Source organism: Bartonella sp. MM73XJBT.G (assembly GCF_028618435.1).
Lineage (GTDB): Bacteria > Pseudomonadota > Alphaproteobacteria > Rhizobiales > Rhizobiaceae > Bartonella.
The window spans coordinates 1-16,948 of record NZ_JAQISW010000004.1; the positions used below are offsets into that span (position 1 = coordinate 1).

At 37.6% G+C, this 16,948-nt stretch carries 18 protein-coding genes; 16 read left to right on the forward strand and 2 right to left on the reverse strand.

Annotation, left to right across the window (positions count from 1 at the left end; translation table 11 throughout):
- The 16 genes from PVV59_RS03275 to PVV59_RS03350 form a co-directional block, all read left to right on the forward strand.
- Nucleotides 1-350: YadA-like family protein (locus PVV59_RS03275; RefSeq protein WP_273754534.1), on the forward strand; the 350-nt coding region annotated here is incomplete at its 5' end.
- A complete protein-coding gene (locus PVV59_RS03280; RefSeq protein ID WP_273754535.1) occupies nucleotides 347-949 on the forward strand; it encodes an invasion associated locus B family protein in 603 nt (200 codons plus the stop codon). The genes PVV59_RS03275 and PVV59_RS03280, both read left to right, overlap by 4 nt.
- An 875-nt stretch (nucleotides 950-1,824) precedes the next feature.
- On the forward strand, nucleotides 1,825-3,135 hold the full coding sequence (locus PVV59_RS03285; RefSeq protein WP_273754536.1) for a Ppx/GppA phosphatase family protein: 1,311 nt from the start codon (nucleotides 1,825-1,827) through the stop codon (nucleotides 3,133-3,135).
- A gap of 29 nt (nucleotides 3,136-3,164) precedes the next feature.
- Complete coding sequence (locus tag PVV59_RS03290) at nucleotides 3,165-3,893, forward strand: RlmE family RNA methyltransferase (RefSeq protein WP_273754537.1); 729 nt, start codon at nucleotides 3,165-3,167, stop codon at nucleotides 3,891-3,893.
- A gap of 174 nt (nucleotides 3,894-4,067) precedes the next feature.
- A complete protein-coding gene (gene obgE / locus PVV59_RS03295; RefSeq protein ID WP_273754538.1) occupies nucleotides 4,068-5,093 on the forward strand; it encodes a GTPase ObgE in 1,026 nt (341 codons plus the stop codon).
- Nucleotide 5,094: 1 nt separating this feature from the next.
- Nucleotides 5,095-6,234, forward strand: coding sequence for a glutamate 5-kinase (gene proB / locus PVV59_RS03300; protein ID WP_273754716.1), 1,140 nt, complete (start codon nucleotides 5,095-5,097; stop codon nucleotides 6,232-6,234).
- A 45-nt stretch (nucleotides 6,235-6,279) separates the two neighbouring features.
- Entirely contained in the window at nucleotides 6,280-7,536 is a 1,257-nt protein-coding gene (locus tag PVV59_RS03305) for a glutamate-5-semialdehyde dehydrogenase (protein WP_273754717.1), read from the forward strand.
- 29 nt (nucleotides 7,537-7,565) lie between these two features.
- Nucleotides 7,566-8,159 (forward strand): nicotinate-nucleotide adenylyltransferase, encoded by a 594-nt coding sequence (locus PVV59_RS03310; protein WP_273754539.1) that lies wholly within the window; start codon nucleotides 7,566-7,568, stop codon nucleotides 8,157-8,159.
- 120 nt (nucleotides 8,160-8,279) lie between these two features.
- On the forward strand, nucleotides 8,280-8,666 hold the full coding sequence (gene rsfS / locus PVV59_RS03315; protein WP_273754541.1) for a ribosome silencing factor: 387 nt from the start codon (nucleotides 8,280-8,282) through the stop codon (nucleotides 8,664-8,666).
- 1 nt (nucleotide 8,667) lies between these two features.
- The gene (rlmH, locus tag PVV59_RS03320; RefSeq protein WP_273754542.1) at nucleotides 8,668-9,150 is read left to right on the forward strand and encodes a 23S rRNA (pseudouridine(1915)-N(3))-methyltransferase RlmH; all 483 of its coding nucleotides are present in this window, start codon (nucleotides 8,668-8,670) and stop codon (nucleotides 9,148-9,150) included.
- Nucleotides 9,151-9,249: 99 nt separating this feature from the next.
- Nucleotides 9,250-10,530, forward strand: a complete 1,281-nt coding sequence (locus PVV59_RS03325) for a murein hydrolase activator EnvC (protein WP_273754544.1) — start codon at nucleotides 9,250-9,252, stop codon at nucleotides 10,528-10,530.
- Nucleotides 10,520-11,830 carry a S41 family peptidase gene (locus PVV59_RS03330; RefSeq protein ID WP_273754545.1) on the forward strand — a complete coding sequence of 437 codons (1,311 nt, stop codon included), beginning with the start codon at nucleotides 10,520-10,522 and terminating at the stop codon, nucleotides 11,828-11,830. The genes PVV59_RS03325 and PVV59_RS03330 overlap by 11 nt, the downstream gene beginning before the upstream one ends.
- 40 nt (nucleotides 11,831-11,870) lie before the next feature.
- Nucleotides 11,871-12,392: an RNA pyrophosphohydrolase gene (locus PVV59_RS03335; RefSeq protein WP_273754547.1), complete on the forward strand. Its 522-nt coding sequence runs from the start codon at nucleotides 11,871-11,873 to the stop codon at nucleotides 12,390-12,392.
- Nucleotides 12,393-12,502: 110 nt separating this feature from the next.
- Nucleotides 12,503-13,063 carry an invasion associated locus B family protein gene (locus tag PVV59_RS03340; RefSeq protein ID WP_273754548.1) on the forward strand — a complete coding sequence of 187 codons (561 nt, stop codon included), beginning with the start codon at nucleotides 12,503-12,505 and terminating at the stop codon, nucleotides 13,061-13,063.
- Between the two features lie 327 nt (nucleotides 13,064-13,390).
- Nucleotides 13,391-13,684, forward strand: coding sequence for a YggT family protein (locus PVV59_RS03345; protein ID WP_273754549.1), 294 nt, complete (start codon nucleotides 13,391-13,393; stop codon nucleotides 13,682-13,684).
- Nucleotides 13,685-13,706: 22 nt separating this feature from the next.
- Nucleotides 13,707-14,021: a DUF167 domain-containing protein gene (locus PVV59_RS03350; RefSeq protein ID WP_273754551.1), complete on the forward strand. Its 315-nt coding sequence runs from the start codon at nucleotides 13,707-13,709 to the stop codon at nucleotides 14,019-14,021.
- Nucleotides 14,022-14,073: 52 nt separating this feature from the next.
- On the opposite strand, the gene ppa is transcribed toward PVV59_RS03350, so the two are convergent.
- Nucleotides 14,074-14,604, reverse strand: coding sequence for an inorganic diphosphatase (gene ppa, locus PVV59_RS03355; RefSeq protein WP_273754552.1), 531 nt, complete (start codon nucleotides 14,602-14,604; stop codon nucleotides 14,074-14,076).
- A 66-nt stretch (nucleotides 14,605-14,670) separates the two neighbouring features.
- Entirely contained in the window at nucleotides 14,671-16,497 is a 1,827-nt protein-coding gene (gene typA / locus PVV59_RS03360; protein WP_273754553.1) for a translational GTPase TypA, read from the reverse strand.
- Between the last annotated feature and the right edge of the window lie 451 nt (nucleotides 16,498-16,948).

Below are 16,948 nucleotides of genomic sequence, written 5' to 3' on the forward strand. Positions count from 1 at the left end.
CGAAGAAATATACGGATGATCGTGTGAATGATATAGTAAGCAATGGTGTTAATGAGTCCAAAGCCTATACAGATATGAAGTTTGAAACATTAAATTATGCAGTTGAGGACGTCCGGAAAGAGGCAAGGCAGGCTGCAGCTATTGGTTTAGCTGTATCGAATTTACGTTACTATGATATACCAGGATCTTTAAGCGTCTCATTTGGTAGTGGTTTGTGGCGAAGCCAATCTGCCTTTGCTATTGGAGCGGGTTATACCTCTGAAGATGGAAATATTCGCTCGAATGTATCGATTACAAGTGCTGGAGGCCATTGGGGCATAGGCGCGGGGATAACTCTGAGGTTGAGATGATAATAGAAAAAATTATTATTATTATGAAAAAAAGAAGAGTGTTAGTGAAGATTCTGTTTGCTCTTGCCTTACTAGGCAAGGGCGGAGTCTTTGCTAATGAGAATAATGGCGTTTATACAATTCATCCACCGCATTTATCGATACCTAGGGGACAACCAGGTGAAACACGTCGAATTATTATGCAGTTTTATGACTGGACTTTAATTTGTGATGAAAAACAAAAGCTTAAACTTAAGCAAGGTATATGTAATGTGACACAGACTGTCCATGATCAGGAAGGGAACACTATTTTTAGTTGGTCTCTTGTTTCTACGACAAATGGACAAGCAGTGATGCTTTTTCGAACATTGCCAAATTCTGATATAAATGTTCCGATTCAAATGTTTGTGAAAGGAGTAAAAAAACCTGTTCTTATTCATTATACGCAGTGTAATGAAACAGTTTGTTTGGCACAATCACCTGTAGGGCCAATTCTTACTAAACAAATAGAGCAGGACAATAAAGTACGTATTTCCTATAAACTTAAAGAGGGAAAGGTATTTTCTTTTACTGTACCATTTAAAGGGTTAAACGCAGCACTTAATTCTTTGCGTCCTTAGAAACTCATCGAAAACTTTATAACAAAAGTTATTTTTTACAAATCGTTGTGTTATATTTTTGAATGTAAATTATAAGGTGCAATAAGTAAGAAGTTTTATGCAATATAATAGAAAATTAGGTTAAAGTTTTTCACAAATCTTAGAGAATGAGTATGTTAGTTGTTAGCAATAAAAAGTTATGAGAAAGACTTAATTTTAAATAAATAAAAATATGTCTTCCTTATCAATAAGGAGGTGGTTAAGCTCTTTTTTAAGTTTCATATGGCTTTTGAGAGTGGTCTGATTAAGCATTAATACTTTTCAATTGAAATGTTATAATAACAAGTAAATTTATAATTCTAGAGAATTTTTTAAACGATAGTTTTTCTTTGTATCCACGAGATAACGGCTATCGTAATTGCGTTTTGTAGGACTCTGAAGCTTTTATTTCAGCATAATCAAAGTCATTGTGTTGCATATATAAAAGAGGCTTATGTGTGGATAACGCGGTTGAAAAAAGAATTTTTTATAAACTATATCAATGTATATAGGTTGTTACAACCTTAAGCGTTAGCAAAGAGTATGATAGTGCTGGTTTGTTACAATAGAAGTATACTTCGTCTAAATGATATCAAAATAGCACAATTTACAAAATTGATGTAAACGTAAACGATTAATTTATAGTTTTAAGTTCACAAAGAGAAGTAAGACTTCACGGAAAAAGCCAAAAGATTATACAAAATTTTGAATGATACGAGCGTAGAAAATTGCAATGATAGAAAAAAGGAGTTTTTTTTGTATTTTATCATTTGATGCCGCATTGTTGCTTTATTTAGGAATGAGCAGAAGATTTTTCGCGTTTATTTATTGGGGGAAACGCTCAAGGGATAAGAGAAATGACCCCGTTAAATTATGGTTTAAAAGAGTCAAAGCAAGGAGAATCATACAATACCGAAGAAAAACAGTTGTATGATCAGTGTGGGAATAATAAAAATAACCGTTCTACATTGTCACGAACAGAGACATGCTCTATCTTTGTTGATATAAAGAGACAACAGAGAAAAGGATATTGTAAACAGAAACGGATTTTGATTCAACCGGAGACAGCTTTTGAGCTTCATCGTCAGACAATGATAGGTGCTCAAAAAACAAAAAAAATCAAAGCGCCTTTTCTTCGACGGTTCTCTCAAGTAAAATCTCCACCTCTTTATGCGGCTCTTGATTTAGGAACGAATAATTGTCGTCTTCTTATCGCATCTCCTAGTAAACCTGGATATTTTCGTGTTGTTGATGCTTTTTCTCGTATTGTAAGATTGGGAGAAGGTTTAATAAATAATGGTTTTCTTAATACACAAGCTATGGATCGTGCTATCGAAGCATTAAAGATTTGTCATTTAAAGCTAAAGCAAAGGCATATTAAGCGTTATCGCTTGATTGCAACGGAGGCTTGCCGTTCAGCAAAAAATGGTAGACATTTTATTCAGCGTGTTTTGGATGAGACAGGTCTTGAATTGGAAATTGTTGATCGGCAAACAGAAGCACGTTTTGCTGTTACAGGATGTAGTACACTTGTTGAATCAAATACTGAGGCAATTGTACTTTTTGATATAGGAGGTGGATCATCAGAAATTGTGCTTCTTGATGTTTCTCAAAAGCGTTCTTTTCGTTTAGCGGGGCAAATTACCGCTTGGACTTCTCTTCCTGTTGGTGTTGTTACGCTTGCTGAACGTTTTGGAGGGAATAATATTAGTTTAGATGATTTTGAAAAAATGAAAAGTTATGTGCGAGGGTTATTAAACAATTTTTCAGATCGTCATAAATTAGGAGAGCTAGCGCAAGGATCAAAATTTCATCTTTTGGGAACTTCCGGTACGGTTACGACTTTAGCAGGGATGTATCTGAATTTAGAGCGTTATGATAGGAGAAAAGTGGATGGCATTTGGATGGATGATGCAGACATTACTCTTATGACAAAACGCTTATTGTCATGGGATATAGAAAAACGAAGCATAAATCCTTTTATTGGGCGAGAGAGAGCTGATTTAATCTTAGCTGGGTGTGCAATTTTAGATGTTATTCGAGAGGTTTGGCCAAGTCAGCGTTTAAGAGTTGCTGATCGTGGATTAAGGGAAGGAATTTTGATAGAGCTGATGTTACGCGATGGTGTATGGTGTCGTCGTAGAAAGAGTAGAGATTTTAAGCGTTAGAAAATTAAATGTGGAGACAATGAATAACGATGAAAAAAACAACAAAACCCCCAATGGGTGGCTATGGAGGTTCAGGGTCACATGAATTATATCAGCGCGTAAAAAAGAAAGCTGGAACCATTAAAGCGTCGTCACGGCGATGGTTAGAGAGGCATTTGAATGATCCTTATGTTCATCAATCCAAAGTAGATGGCTATCGTTCGCGCGCAGCTTATAAACTCATTGAAATTAATGAGCGTTATAAATTTCTGAAAAAAGGTCAAAAGATTATTGATCTAGGGGCAGCACCAGGGGGATGGTGTCAGGTAGCGGAGCGTATCGTAGGGTCAAGTGATGAAAAACCTAGTGTTGTTGGTATTGATTATTTGCATGTGGATCCATTGCCTAGAGTTGCAATGTTAGAAATGGATTTTTTACATGCAGATGCACCGCAGAAATTAATTGAAACTTTAGGGACAAAACCGGATGTGGTTCTTTCTGATATGGCAGCGCCAACAACAGGTCATCGTCAGACAGATCATTTAAGAACGATTTATTTATGTGAAGTTGCAGCTGATTTTGCTCTTTCGGTTCTCAAGCCTGGGGGACATTTTTTAGCAAAGGCTTTTCAAGGAGGGGCAGAAAACACTCTTCTTGCAATACTAAAACAGCATTTTAAAAAAGTTTATCATGTTAAACCACCCGCAAGTCGATCAGAATCAGTAGAGCTTTATCTTCTAGCGCTTGAATTTAAGAGAAAAACAAAAATATCAGTATAGCGCCTTCTTTTAAGAAGGCTTAAACTTTACTTAACTTCTTTAAATGGGGATAATTTTTTCTCAAAGAGTTATCAGCGATAGTGATAGTTTTTCTGTTATCAATGATGCAAAATTGGTAAAATTAATGTATTGCCTATAGAGATAGAGAGATTGATTCCTCAGTGAGTGCTTCCAATGAAATTTCTTGATCAAGCTAAAGTTTATATCCGTTCTGGTAATGGAGGTTCTGGAGCAGTATCATTTCGTCGTGAAAAATTCATAGAATTTGGGGGGCCTGATGGAGGGAACGGAGGACGGGGTGGTGATGTTTGGGCTCTTGTTGTTGATGGGCTTAATACGCTGATTGATTATCGTTACCAACAACATTTTAAAGCAAAGACAGGAGGTCATGGTAAAGGGCGTAATATGACTGGTGAAAAGGGTGATGATGTCATCCTTAAAGTTCCAGTTGGGACGCAAATTTTTGAAGAAGATAATACAACGTTAATCTGTGATTTGACACAAGTAGGGCAGCGCTATTGCCTTGCAAAAGGAGGGAATGGCGGTTTTGGTAATCTTCATTTTACAACATCGACAAATCGGGCACCACGTCGTGCAAATCCTGGGTTAGTTGGAGAAGAGCGTGCAATATGGCTTCGTTTGAAGTTAATTGCTGATGCAGGGCTTATTGGTTTACCCAATGCCGGAAAATCAACTTTTTTAGCTTCTGTAACAGCTGCAAAACCAAAAGTTGCAGATTATCCTTTTACCACTCTTCATCCTCATCTTGGTGTTGTACGTATTGATGGTCGTGAATTTGTTTTGGCTGATATTCCGGGGTTAATTGAAGGAGCCCATGAAGGGGTTGGAATTGGAGACCGTTTTTTAGGACATGTGGAGCGTTGTCGAGTACTCCTTCATTTGATTTCTGCTCAGGAAGAAGATGTTGCAAAAGCATATCAAATTGTGCGTCATGAACTTGAGGCATATGGAAATAATCTAAGTGATAAGACTGAAATTGTTGCTTTAAGCCAGATAGATACTCTCACGGTTGAAGAACGTAAAACAAAACAGGAGGCTTTGCAGAGAGTAACGGAACAGCCTGTTATGATGTTTTCTGCGGTTAGTCGCGAAGGTTTAGAAAATGTGCTGCGTGCTGGTACTCACATTATTGAAAAGTCACGCAAAGAGGAGACAGGTGGGGATAGCAGGATTGATTGAGATGGCTGTTGGATTGCAAAAACTCACACATTATAAACGTATCGTGGTCAAGATTGGATCTGCACTTTTGGTTGATCCTCAGATGGGTTTACGCGTTGAGTGGCTTAAGAGCTTGATCAGTGATGTCGTTGAATTGCATAAAAAAGGTGTAGAGATATTATTGGTGTCTTCAGGCGCTATTGCTTTAGGAAGAACATTGCTACAACTTCCCAAAGGAGCTTTGAAATTGGAAGAAAGTCAGGCATGTGCTGCTTTGGGACAAATTGAATTAGCGAAAACCTATGGGGATGCGCTTGCACAACATGGGCTCAAAACAGGTCAAATTTTACTCACTTTATTTGATACGGAAGAGCGAAGGCGTTATCTCAATGCACGTGCGACGATTAATATGCTTTTGCATTTTGGAGCAGTGCCCGTTATTAATGAAAATGATACTGTTGCAACAAATGAAATTCGTTATGGTGATAATGATCGTTTAGCTGCACGTGTGGCAACAATGATGGGGGCAGATCTTTTAATACTTTTATCTGATATTGATGGTCTTTATACTAAGTCCCCCCATTGTGATCCGACGGCTGAATTTATACCTTTTGTGGCGTCCATTACACATGATATCGAAAAAATGGCAGATGTTGCTGTTTCAGAGTTTTCAAGGGGAGGAATGAAGACCAAGCTTGATGCTGGAAAGATAGCGAATGCTGCTGGAACGGCGATGATTATTACTTCAGGTAAACGTATGAATCCTCTGGCGGCAATTGATAGAGGCGAACGCAAGAGTTTTTTTGCGGCCAGTGAAAAATCTGTTAGTGCTTGGAAAATATGGATTTCTGGTCATTTAGATCCGTCAGGTATTTTGACGATTGATCAAGGGGCCATTAAGGCTCTTGAATCAGGAAAATCATTATTAGCAGCAGGGGTTATTGCTGTTGAGGGAAATTTCCATCGTGGGGATACGGTTGCAATTGTTGATACAAATGGGGTTGAGATTGGGCGTGGACTTGTAAGCTATGGCAAAGATGAAGCTGTACGCATTATAGGATGTAAAAGCGAAGAAATAGAATCTATTCTTGGGTATGAGGCACGCTCTGCTATGGTACATCGTAATGATATGATTTTACGCTGCTTGACCAATTCTGTTTAAAAAAAGTTACTTTTGTTTTATTATTTTGGTAGAGTGAATGATACGATGACTTTAGAAAAACAAATGAAAGATATGGGGCAAAAAGCACGCTATGCCGCTACAGCATTGGCTGTTGCTTCTTCTGAGCAAAAGAACAATGCGTTGGAAATGATTGCTTTAAGTCTAGAGGCTTATTCAGATGAAATTTTACGAGCAAATTGTCTGGATTTAGAGAAGGCTGCTCAGAATAATTTGAAAGCTGCAATGGTTGATCGGCTTAAATTAGATGAATTGCGTTTGGGTGCAATGATAGACAGTGTTCGCCAAGTTGCTCGTTTATCTGATCCTGTTGGACAGGTCATGAGTGCATGGACACGCCCCAATGGACTTCATATAAGTCGTGTACGGACACCTCTTGGTGTGATTGGCATTATTTATGAAAGCCGTCCAAATGTTACAATTGACGCGAGCTCTTTGTGTTTAAAAGCGGGCAATGCTGCGATTTTGCGTGGTGGTTCGGATAGTTTTCATTCTTCACATGCTCTTCATTGTGCGTTGGTAAAAGGTTTAGAACGCTCTGATTTACCAAAAGGTGCAATTCAAATGGTTGAAACGACAGACCGCGCTGCTGTTGAGGAAATGCTTAAAGGATTGGATGGAGCGATTGATGTGATCGTGCCACGTGGGGGAAAGAGTCTTGTTGCGCGCGTTCAATCTGATGCACGTGTTCCAATTTTTGCCCATTTAGAGGGGCTTTGTCATATTTATATTGATAAATCGGCCGACTTGGATATGGCACGCAATATTGTTTTAAATGCGAAATTGCGGCGGACAGGGATATGTGGTGCTGTTGAGACAGTTCTCATTGACAACAAGGCATTAAAAAAATTTCTTCCAGTTTTGACTGCTTTACAGGAGAAGGGCTGTGAAATACGTGCTACAGAGGATATTGCGTTTCTTCTACCAAATGTAAAACTAGCCTCTGAAGAAGACTGGTCACATGAATATCTTGATGCTATTCTTTCTGTTAAAACAGTTGAGGGAGTTGAGGGAGCCATTGCTCATATTAAGCGTTATTCCTCAGGACATACGGAATCGATTATTGCTGAGGATATGGAAGTGGTGAAGAATTTTTTTAGTCATTTGGATTCAGCTATTTTATTGCACAATGCGTCCACACAATTTGCTGATGGAGGTGAATTTGGTTTTGGAATGGAAATTGGTATCGCAACAGGAAAAATACATGCACGTGGTCCTATAGGTATTGAACAGCTAACATCATTTCAATATCATGTTAAAGGAAATGGTCAGATTAGAGCTTGAAAAAACCATTTTTTCCATGGAAAAATCGTATGCCACATGTTGAAAGATCCAATATTGTGGGTCTTTTTGGTGGTTCCTTTAATCCACCGCATGCGGGGCATCTTCTTGTTGCAAAAACTGCTATTCGGCGTTTGCATCTAGATCAGTTATGGTGGATGGTTAGTCCAGGAAATCCTTTAAAGGATTGTACACAGTTACTTTCTTTAGAGGAGAGAATGCGATTAAGTTCTAAACTTATTGATCATCCAAAAATTCGCTTAACAGGTTTTGAGCAGGCTATAGGAAGCAAAGTATCAATAGATACGATTTTTCATATTCTAACCCATTACAGTGGCGTAAATTTTGTATGGATTATAGGGGGAGATAGTTTTACAACGATTCATCATTGGTATCGATGGCGTGATATTGTCTCTATGCTTCCTATTGCAATTATTGACCGTCCTTTAGGCAATAAGGCAGCTCTCTTTTCTCCTATGGCACACATTTATCGCCAGTTTCGTTTGGATGAGAGGAAAAGTGACCGATTACCTTTTATAAAGCCACCAGTTTGGACATATTTGCATGGACCTTTATCTTTTCAATCTTCAACAAAGCTTCGTTTGAAGAAGGATGATTTTTCTTGAATAATTTATAAGATTCTGCTTCTTTTTAGAGAAAGCTTTTTTACATACTACAATTACTACAATAATAAGAGAAGGAATATAGAGCTGAAAAACGTTGTACAAAACCACTCTTACAATCTTATGCCTTTAATAGAAAAAAAAGTTATTTCTGTTAAGGAGAGTCTTGAAATTATTCTCAAGAGTTTAGAAGATACAAAAGCAGAAGATATTGTTGCTATTGATATTCAAGGAAAGTCATCTTTAGCTGATTATATGGTCATAGCTTCGGCAAATTCACAGCGTCATGTATCTTCTATTGCTGATCATTTGTTACGCACTTGGAAAGACAGTGGGCAGAAGCTTGCGCGTGTAGAAGGGCTTTCTGGAGGTGATTGGGTATTGATTGATACGGGTGATATTATCATTCACCTTTTTCGTCCAGAAATTCGTCTTTTTTATAATTTAGAAAAAATATGGATGGCCCCTGATTTAAATAATACAACATCGGTTCTCTTCGGAGATCATTAAAATGCAAATTTCTATTTTTGCGGTTGGTCGTATGAAAAGTGGAGCGGAGCAAAAATTAGTTCAGCATTATTTGGATCGTTTTTCTAAAAGTTCTGGAGCTGTAGGATTTCATTTAAAAAAGTTACAGGAGATACCAGAAAGTCGTGCTCAAACAGCATGTCAACGTATGGAAGAAGAGGGAAGAAGACTTATTGAATTTTTGCCTGAAAAATGTCGATTAATTGTGTTGGATGAGCGTGGAGAGTCGATTTCTTCAGCTGCTTTTGCTGAAAAATTAGGGTGTTATCGTGATGAAGGTATTCGAGATATCATCATTGCTTTGGGGGGACCTGATGGGCATAATGAACAAATAAGGAATCGTGCTGATTTTCTGCTATCTTTTGGTTTTATGACATGGCCACATCAAATTGCACGTATTCTCCTTACAGAACAACTGTATCGCGCTGTAACAATTGCAAATCATCATCCATATCATCGTTTTTAAATATTTTTGTTCAATTTTTAGCACTTATTTATATATTTATTAATATAGTTTTAGCCGACACCATTTATAAAACATCTCTCGTGTATACGATGAGGTGTCATGGTTAGGCAAATAAAAGAGCTTCTTCATAGAAAGATGCAATATTTATATGGGGAATGCGTGATATTTGTCATTCTGCTCTTGAGTATGTTTTTTTACTTTTCTGTATCACATGCGGAAGATACAATGAATAGTACAGAAGCACATAAAGAATTGGGAGAAATTCGCCAAAATATTTCACTTTCGCGTGAGCGTGTTGTTTTTCTTATGCGTCAGGTTGAGCATTTAAAAAAAGATCAACGTGTTTTGAGTGATGCACTCATAAAAGCCGCTCAAGAAGAACGTAAGGTTGCAGATGATATTGCTGAAAGAGAAGAAAAGCTTAAAAAAATGATAGGAAAGCGGGTACAAGTCTATCAAAATTTAAAAAGTCGTCGCGCTGAATTTGCAGAAGTTCTTGCAATTTTAGAACGTATGGGCTTGAATCCACCTCCAGCTCTTATGATACAGCCAGAGGATGTATTGGCTTCTGTACGCAGTTCTGTTTTATTAGGGACTGTCATTCCTCAGATGCAAGAGAAAACACGAGATTTAACAGAGAAACTCAAGGAATTGACCAATTTAAGTCATTCCATTACTACAGAATATACGGCGTTAAAGACAAAATTGCAAAGTCAAGCAGAGCAGCGAAAACGTCTAGAGCTTTTATTAGATAAGAAAAACAAACTACAAAAAAAATCAGAAAAAGAACTTACAGAACAGCAGCAAAAAAATATTGCTCTTGCTAAAAAAGCGCAGTCTTTGGAAGAATTGATTTTAGAGCTTGACCGTCAGTCAAAACTTAGTTCTGATTCATCAATACAGATACGGAAAAGTTTACAATTGCTAGAGCAGTCCAATTTTGAAAGCCGAAAAGGTTCTTTACTTTTTCCTGTTTTAGGAAAAAGAATTCGATATTCTCATAAGAATTCGCAGATTACGCGTTTTGGTGAGACGATAGAAACAGAGTCAGGGGCTATTGTTATAGCACCTGCGGATGCTTTTGTTGCTTTTGCTGGACCGTTTCGTTCTTACGGACAGTTAATCATTCTCAATGTTGGAAATGGTTATCATATCATTCTTACCGGAATGTCGAAAATTAATGTAAAACAGGGGCAGTTTGTTCTTTCAGGCGAGCCTCTGGGTATGATGGGGATGCAATTTATTGCAAATAGTGTTGCATTGGATATAGGAAAAGCTGCTCCAATGCTTTACATTGAGTTTAGAAAGCAGGGAAAGCCTGTAAATCCAACTCCTTGGTGGCAGACTGAAAAAATGAGAAGGAACCAAAATGATTCGTAAAGTTATTCTTTTGGTCGCTGGGGTATTTCTCGGCGCCTGTTCAATGATTATGGTGCAGTCTGTTGCTGCGAATAATGAAGATAACGCATATAAAAAGTTGGCCATATTTGGCGATGTTTTTGAGCGCGTGCGTAAGCAATACGTCACAGTTCCAGATGACAAAAAGCTTATTGAAAATGCTATCAATGGTATGCTTACATCACTAGATCCCCATTCATCTTATTTGAATGCTGAAGAAGCTAAAGATATGCGGGATTCTACGAAAGGAGAATTCGGAGGTCTTGGTATTGAGGTCACTATGGAAAAGAACTTAATTAAAGTTGTTTCGCCGATGGATGATACTCCCGCTTCAAAAGCAGGTATTTTAGCAGGAGATTTGATTTCAAAAATTGACGATGTACAAACAAATGGTCAAACATTGAATGAAGCTGTTAATAAGATGCGAGGGGCTCCTGGAACGCCAATTACTTTGACAATTATTCGTTCTGGCGTTGATAAGCCATTTGAAGTTAAGATTGTTCGTGATATTATCAAGGTAAAAGCGGTGAAATATCGCGTTGAGGGTGATATTGGATATTTAAGAGTTATCCAGTTTTCTGAGCAGACATTGGGCAATCTTCTGGCAGCGATTAAAGATATTCAATCTAAAATTCCTGAAGATAAACTAAAAGGTTATGTCCTTGATTTGCGGCTTAATCCTGGTGGACTTTTAGATCAAGCTGTTAATGTTGCGAGTGCTTTTCTCAATAAAGGTGAGATTGTGTCGACTCGTGGACGTAAAAAGAGTGATGTAACGAGATTTGATGCCAAGCCTGGAGATGTTACCAATGGAAAACCACTCATTGTGCTTATTAATGGTGGTTCGGCAAGTGCTTCTGAAATTGTTGCAGGTGCCTTACAAGATCATCGTCGTGCAACAATTTTAGGGACGCAGTCTTTTGGTAAAGGATCTGTTCAAACGATTATTCCTTTGGGTGAAAATGGCGCTTTACGTTTAACAACAGCACTTTATTACACGCCATCTGGTACTTCTATTCAAGGAACAGGAATTACACCTGATATTATTGTAGAGCAACCACTTCCTGAAAAGTATAAGGGTTATGATGTAAAAGTTGGTGAGTCTGCGTTAAAAGGGCATATCAAAGGAAAACGAGAAAGCAATAAAGGATCTGGTTCAGCTGCTTTTGTTCCGAAAGACCCTAAGGATGATATTCAATTGAACGAGGCTTATAAACTGTTACGGGGTGAGATGGCAAATGCGGCATTTCCTCCAGATCCCAATAAGGATATATTAAAGTGAGAAATGATACCGATAGCTTGCGTGCTTTTGAGGAATATAAATGGATGCAGATGTTAACTTGAAGACTCTTCCTTATCGCAAATGTGTTGGAATTGTTGTCTTTAATCATGAAGGTAAAGTTTGGGTTGGCCGTCGTTTAATGACGCCAGCTCATGCAGATATTGACGGATCTTATCGTTGGCAGCTTCCTCAAGGAGGAATTGATGAGGATGAAAAACCATTAGATGCAGCATATCGAGAACTTTATGAAGAAACGGGTATTCGATCTGTAAAGTTGATTAAAGAAGCACAAAATTGGTGTCATTATGATTTTCCACAAGAACTTGTTGCGTGCACATTAAGCAATAAATATCGTGGTCAAACGCAGAAATGGTTTGCTTTCCAGTTTACGGGAGAGCTTTCTGAAATCGTGATTAATCCTCCACCAGATGGCAATAAAGCGGAATTCGATCAATGGAAATGGATTGATCTAGAAGTCCTTCCTTCGATTGCTGTTCCTTTTAAAAAGCATGTTTATATGAGAGTTGTCAGCGAATTTCGAGGTAGCTTTGGATCATTATAAAAGCTATATGACTATGAGAAAGCTTTTTTTATAAAGATTGCTTTATATGATGTATATTATTTATAAGATGATAAACATGTTTTTCTTTATGTAAAGAACAGGAATATAAAATGAAAAAGTTATTTAATTTACTGATAGTTTGTACTCTCTTGAGTATTCCATCTGTTGTTTTTGCAACAAATTCAAAGCCTTCTGCAGCAAAAGAGACAGCAGCGACATTGCCAAATGGAGCTTCTTCTTTGACTGAAACCTATGGCTTGTGGGCCATTAACTGTGGATTACAAGAAGGGAAAAAAGTTTGCTTTATGCACCGTCAAGAAGTAAATGAGCAGGGACGTGTTGTTGTGGCTATGACCCTCATTCTTAATGATGAGGGTGCTCTATCGGGTAATTTAACAGTTCCTTTTGGCATTTTGGTTTCTAAGCCTGTTCGTTTACAAGTCGATGAGGGAAAAGCTGTTATTGAGACCGGTATCCGGACTTGTGTGCCAGCAGGTTGTATGGTTCCAGTCGTTTTTGATAAAAATCACGTAGCAGCTTTACGTGCTGGAAAACAATTAAAGTTAGCGATGACAATTGCTGCTGCTGGTGAACCACCTTTGAATGATTTGTTTGTTCAGCTAAATGGTTTTAGTAATGCCCTTAATCGTTTGACTGCTTTGCAGAAGTAATTTTAAAACTAAAAGCGGCCTTTTAAAGCCGCTTTTAGTTTGTGCATATAGATTGATTATTAAAGCAATGAGATTTAATATTGGCTCTATAATTCACTGCTTTTAAAGTTTTCAGATTATTTTCTGTTTCTTCTATTTTCATAGCACTATTTTTAATTTTAATAGTTGTTTTCTTGGGTAATCATTATCAAATAGAGAGATCAAGAATCTGGACTGTTTAGTTTTTTATTCATGAGATTTTGGAGTATAAAACTATTATTCAATATACAGATTCATTTTATAAAAGCTTTCTATACGCTTTTCTGCCTTGATTGAAAGGGATAATGCATGGTTTATGCATTGCTTCAAACGCTTGATTTGATTTTTAATCTTTATATTTATATTTTAATCGCTAGTGTCATTTTTTCTTGGCTTTATGTCTTTAATATCATAAATCCGCGCAATCGCTTTGTTGTTTTGGTAGGAAACTTTCTATATCGCCTTACAAATCCCATTCTAAACCCTATCCGGCGGATTTTACCAAATTTGGGAACAATTGATATTTCGCCTATTGTGGTGTTCGTTATTATTTATTTTATTCGTAATTTTATGTGGCGCGCTTACGTAAATATGTATTTATAGAAATATAATTTGAGGTAAATACATGTTTTATCAAGTTGATAAAAATAACTTGATTTTGTTTGTATATCTCATTCCCAAGTCATCCGTTGACAAAATAATAGGGATTGAATGTAGAGATGGTGAGAAACAATATCTGGTTATACGCCTTCGTGCTGTTCCTGAAGATGGAAAAGCAAATAAAGCTCTCATTAAATTTCTTGCGAAGCAGTGGAAAATTCCATCTTCTTCTATTTCTCTGAAAAGCGGCGCAACATCTCGCTATAAACAGCTTTATTTTTCAACGCATTTAGAAGAGCTAGAGCAGACATGGCAATCCTTTAGAGATTGTGTCTCCTAAAAAATAATATAATAAAGCCTATTAAAAAATAGGCTTTACTTGATTAAAGTTGTTACATTTCTTTATTGCGCTTAACAGCTTGCTTAATGAGTTCATGTGCAAAGTTTTTATCACGCCACCCTTCAATTTTTGCCCATTTTCCAGGTTCTAAATCTTTATAATGCTTAAAGAAATGTTCAATTTGTTTGAGTGTAATTTCAGGCAGGTCTGTATAGTCATGAATATTGATATAACGTTTTGTTAATTTTGGTGTGGGAATGGCAATAATTTTTTCATCTTTCCCACCATCATCTTCCATCATTAGAGCCCCGATAGGGCGAACATTGATCACACAACCAGGCATAAGTGGACGGGTATTACAGATAAGGACATCAATAGGATCACCATCATCTGAAAGCGTATGAGGGACAAAACCATAATTTCCAGGATAAACCATTGATGTATGAAGAAAACGGTCAACGAATAATGCGCCCGACTTTTTATCCATCTCATATTTTATTGGTTGACCACCAAGAGAGACTTCCACAATAACATTAATATCTTCTGGTGGGTTTTTACCTACGGGTATTTCCTTAATATTCATAGAGACATCCTTTCTGGGATTAAAGTGAGGCTTACAATCAAATACTTTACCAAAGAGATTATGCAATTATCTTGAAATTGATGCACGTGTTTTTTCAAAACGTTTACGTTCATTAGGATCAAGATAAAGTTTGCGGAGACGAATATTTTTAGGAGTGACCTCCACAAGTTCATCATCTTGTATCCACGATAGGGCACGTTCTAATGTCATTTTAAGGGGAGGTGTTAACTTTACGGCTTCATCTTTTCCAGAAGCGCGCATATTGGTGAGTTTTTTTCCTTTTAACACATTAACTTCTAAATCGTTATCGCGTGAGTGGATGCCAATAATCATCCCTTGATAAACTTTTACACCCGCATCAATGATCATAGGTCCACGATCTTCAAGATTAAAAAGAGCATAAGCGACAGATTCTCCGTTATCATTTGAAATCATAACACCATTAACACGACCAGCAATGTCCCCTTTATAAGGTTCATAAGCATGGAAAAGGCGATTCATAATAGCTGTACCACGGGTGTCGGTTAAAAGTTCAGATTGATAACCAATGAGTCCACGGGTGGGGGCATAAAAAACAAGTCGGACACGACTCCCTCCAGAAGGACGTAATTCCACCATTTCACCTTTACGTTCAGACATTTTTTGCACAACAGTACCAGAATATTCTTCATCAACATCGATAACAACTTCTTCTATTGGCTCAAGAGTTATTCCATTTTCACCCTTTTGCATTACAACACGTGGACGTGAAACACTAAGCTCAAATCCTTCACGGCGCATGTTTTCAATGAGAACAGCAAGTTGTAATTCTCCTCGCCCTGAAACGTAGAAAGAATCTTTATCAGCTGATTCTTCAATTTTAAGCGCGACATTGCCTTCTGCTTCTTTTAACAAACGGTCACGGATAACACGGCTTGTTACTTTATCTCCTTCCGTTCCTGCAAGGGGACTATCGTTGACAAGAAAACTCATCGTAACAGTAGGAGGATCAATGGGCTGGGCAGTAAGGGGGGCATTGACAGCCGGATCACAAAAAGTATCCGCAACGGTACCTTTTTGTAGACCTGCAATCGCAACAATATCACCAGCACTTCCTTCTTCAATAGGTTGCCGTTCTAGACCACGAAATGCCAAAATTTTTGAGATACGCCCAGTTTCTAGAAGTTTTCCATCTTGCTCAAGAACTTTAACATTTTGATTAGGTTTTAGAGAGCCGGAATGAATACGGCCTGTAATAATTCGTCCCAAAAACGGATCTGCTTCAAGAATAGTCCCAATCATACGGAATGGTCCTTCTGCGACACGAGGAGAAGGAACATGCCGTATTACAAGATCAAATAAAGGACTGAGTCCTTGATCTTGAGGTCCCTCTGGGGCTTCAGCCATCCATCCATCGCGTCCTGAACCGTAAAGAATGGGAAAATCAAGCTGTTCGTCGGTTGCATCAAGAGCGGCAAAAAGGTCAAAGACCTCATTAATGACTTCATCAACGCGTGCATCAGGTCGATCAATTTTATTAATAGCAACAATAGGACGCAATCCTACTTTTAATGCTTTACCAACGACAAATTTTGTTTGTGGCATGGGTCCTTCAGCAGCATCAACAAGTACGATGGCACCATCAACCATATTTAGAATACGTTCAACTTCTCCACCAAAATCGGCATGTCCTGGTGTATCAACAATATTAATTCGGGTATCTTTCCAAACAACAGATGTCACTTTCGCTAGAATTGTAATTCCCCGTTCTTTTTCAATATCGTTTGAATCCATCATACGTTCGCTTGTACGCTGATTATCACGGAAGTTTCCTGATTGCTTGAGTAGTCCGTCTACAAGCGTTGTTTTCCCATGGTCAACGTGGGCAATGATGGCAATGTTACGCAATTGCATAAATTTTCTTCTTTTCGTTTAATGAAATTTCATTTGAGGCAAAGTTTTTACATTCTTTGCCTGACTGTTAAAAAAACCTTTTACATGTTTTTTTGTAATTTTGGAAGATAGAGACCATATTTTTATGACAAAACGATTTATCCAAGTCTTTAATGCGCTATGAAGCCTCAATTGTTGGAACTTCGTAAAAGAACGATAGGATGTTGAGTGTTTTATTCTTGAGCCAAGAATTGTCCATAAATTACCGTCAATTGGATCTTTATTGATATGACACAAGGAATTTATGGAAACGGCTTTTAAAGAATAAGTAAACGTAAAGCTAGCTGTGTCATACTTTTTGTTTTGCAAAGAGATTGATAAAAATCCGAGAATATCTTTAAATCTATTGATAATTTTATGACATCATTATTCCCAATAAAGTTTTTGCTTCTTCTGGAGTTTGTTAATCAAC

What these genes read in the sequence shown, in the direction of transcription:
- PVV59_RS03280 (WP_273754535.1), top strand. Translation starts at nt 347, where the DNA reads ATGATAATAGAAAAAATTATTATTATTATGAAAAAAAGAAGAGTGTTA.
- PVV59_RS03285 (WP_273754536.1), top strand. Translation starts at nt 1,825, where the DNA reads ATGACCCCGTTAAATTATGGTTTAAAAGAGTCAAAGCAAGGAGAATCA.
- PVV59_RS03290 (WP_273754537.1), top strand. Translation starts at nt 3,165, where the DNA reads ATGAAAAAAACAACAAAACCCCCAATGGGTGGCTATGGAGGTTCAGGG.
- obgE (WP_273754538.1), top strand. Translation starts at nt 4,068, where the DNA reads ATGAAATTTCTTGATCAAGCTAAAGTTTATATCCGTTCTGGTAATGGA.
- proB (WP_273754716.1), top strand. Translation starts at nt 5,095, where the DNA reads ATGGCTGTTGGATTGCAAAAACTCACACATTATAAACGTATCGTGGTC.
- PVV59_RS03305 (WP_273754717.1), top strand. Translation starts at nt 6,280, where the DNA reads ATGACTTTAGAAAAACAAATGAAAGATATGGGGCAAAAAGCACGCTAT.
- PVV59_RS03310 (WP_273754539.1), top strand. Translation starts at nt 7,566, where the DNA reads ATGCCACATGTTGAAAGATCCAATATTGTGGGTCTTTTTGGTGGTTCC.
- rsfS (WP_273754541.1), top strand. Translation starts at nt 8,280, where the DNA reads ATGCCTTTAATAGAAAAAAAAGTTATTTCTGTTAAGGAGAGTCTTGAA.
- rlmH (WP_273754542.1), top strand. Translation starts at nt 8,668, where the DNA reads ATGCAAATTTCTATTTTTGCGGTTGGTCGTATGAAAAGTGGAGCGGAG.
- PVV59_RS03325 (WP_273754544.1), top strand. Translation starts at nt 9,250, where the DNA reads ATGGTTAGGCAAATAAAAGAGCTTCTTCATAGAAAGATGCAATATTTA.
- PVV59_RS03330 (WP_273754545.1), top strand. Translation starts at nt 10,520, where the DNA reads ATGATTCGTAAAGTTATTCTTTTGGTCGCTGGGGTATTTCTCGGCGCC.
- PVV59_RS03335 (WP_273754547.1), top strand. Translation starts at nt 11,871, where the DNA reads ATGGATGCAGATGTTAACTTGAAGACTCTTCCTTATCGCAAATGTGTT.
- PVV59_RS03340 (WP_273754548.1), top strand. Translation starts at nt 12,503, where the DNA reads ATGAAAAAGTTATTTAATTTACTGATAGTTTGTACTCTCTTGAGTATT.
- PVV59_RS03345 (WP_273754549.1), top strand. Translation starts at nt 13,391, where the DNA reads ATGGTTTATGCATTGCTTCAAACGCTTGATTTGATTTTTAATCTTTAT.
- PVV59_RS03350 (WP_273754551.1), top strand. Translation starts at nt 13,707, where the DNA reads ATGTTTTATCAAGTTGATAAAAATAACTTGATTTTGTTTGTATATCTC.
- ppa (WP_273754552.1), bottom strand. Translation starts at nt 14,604, where the DNA reads ATGAATATTAAGGAAATACCCGTAGGTAAAAACCCACCAGAAGATATT.
- typA (WP_273754553.1), bottom strand. Translation starts at nt 16,497, where the DNA reads ATGCAATTGCGTAACATTGCCATCATTGCCCACGTTGACCATGGGAAA.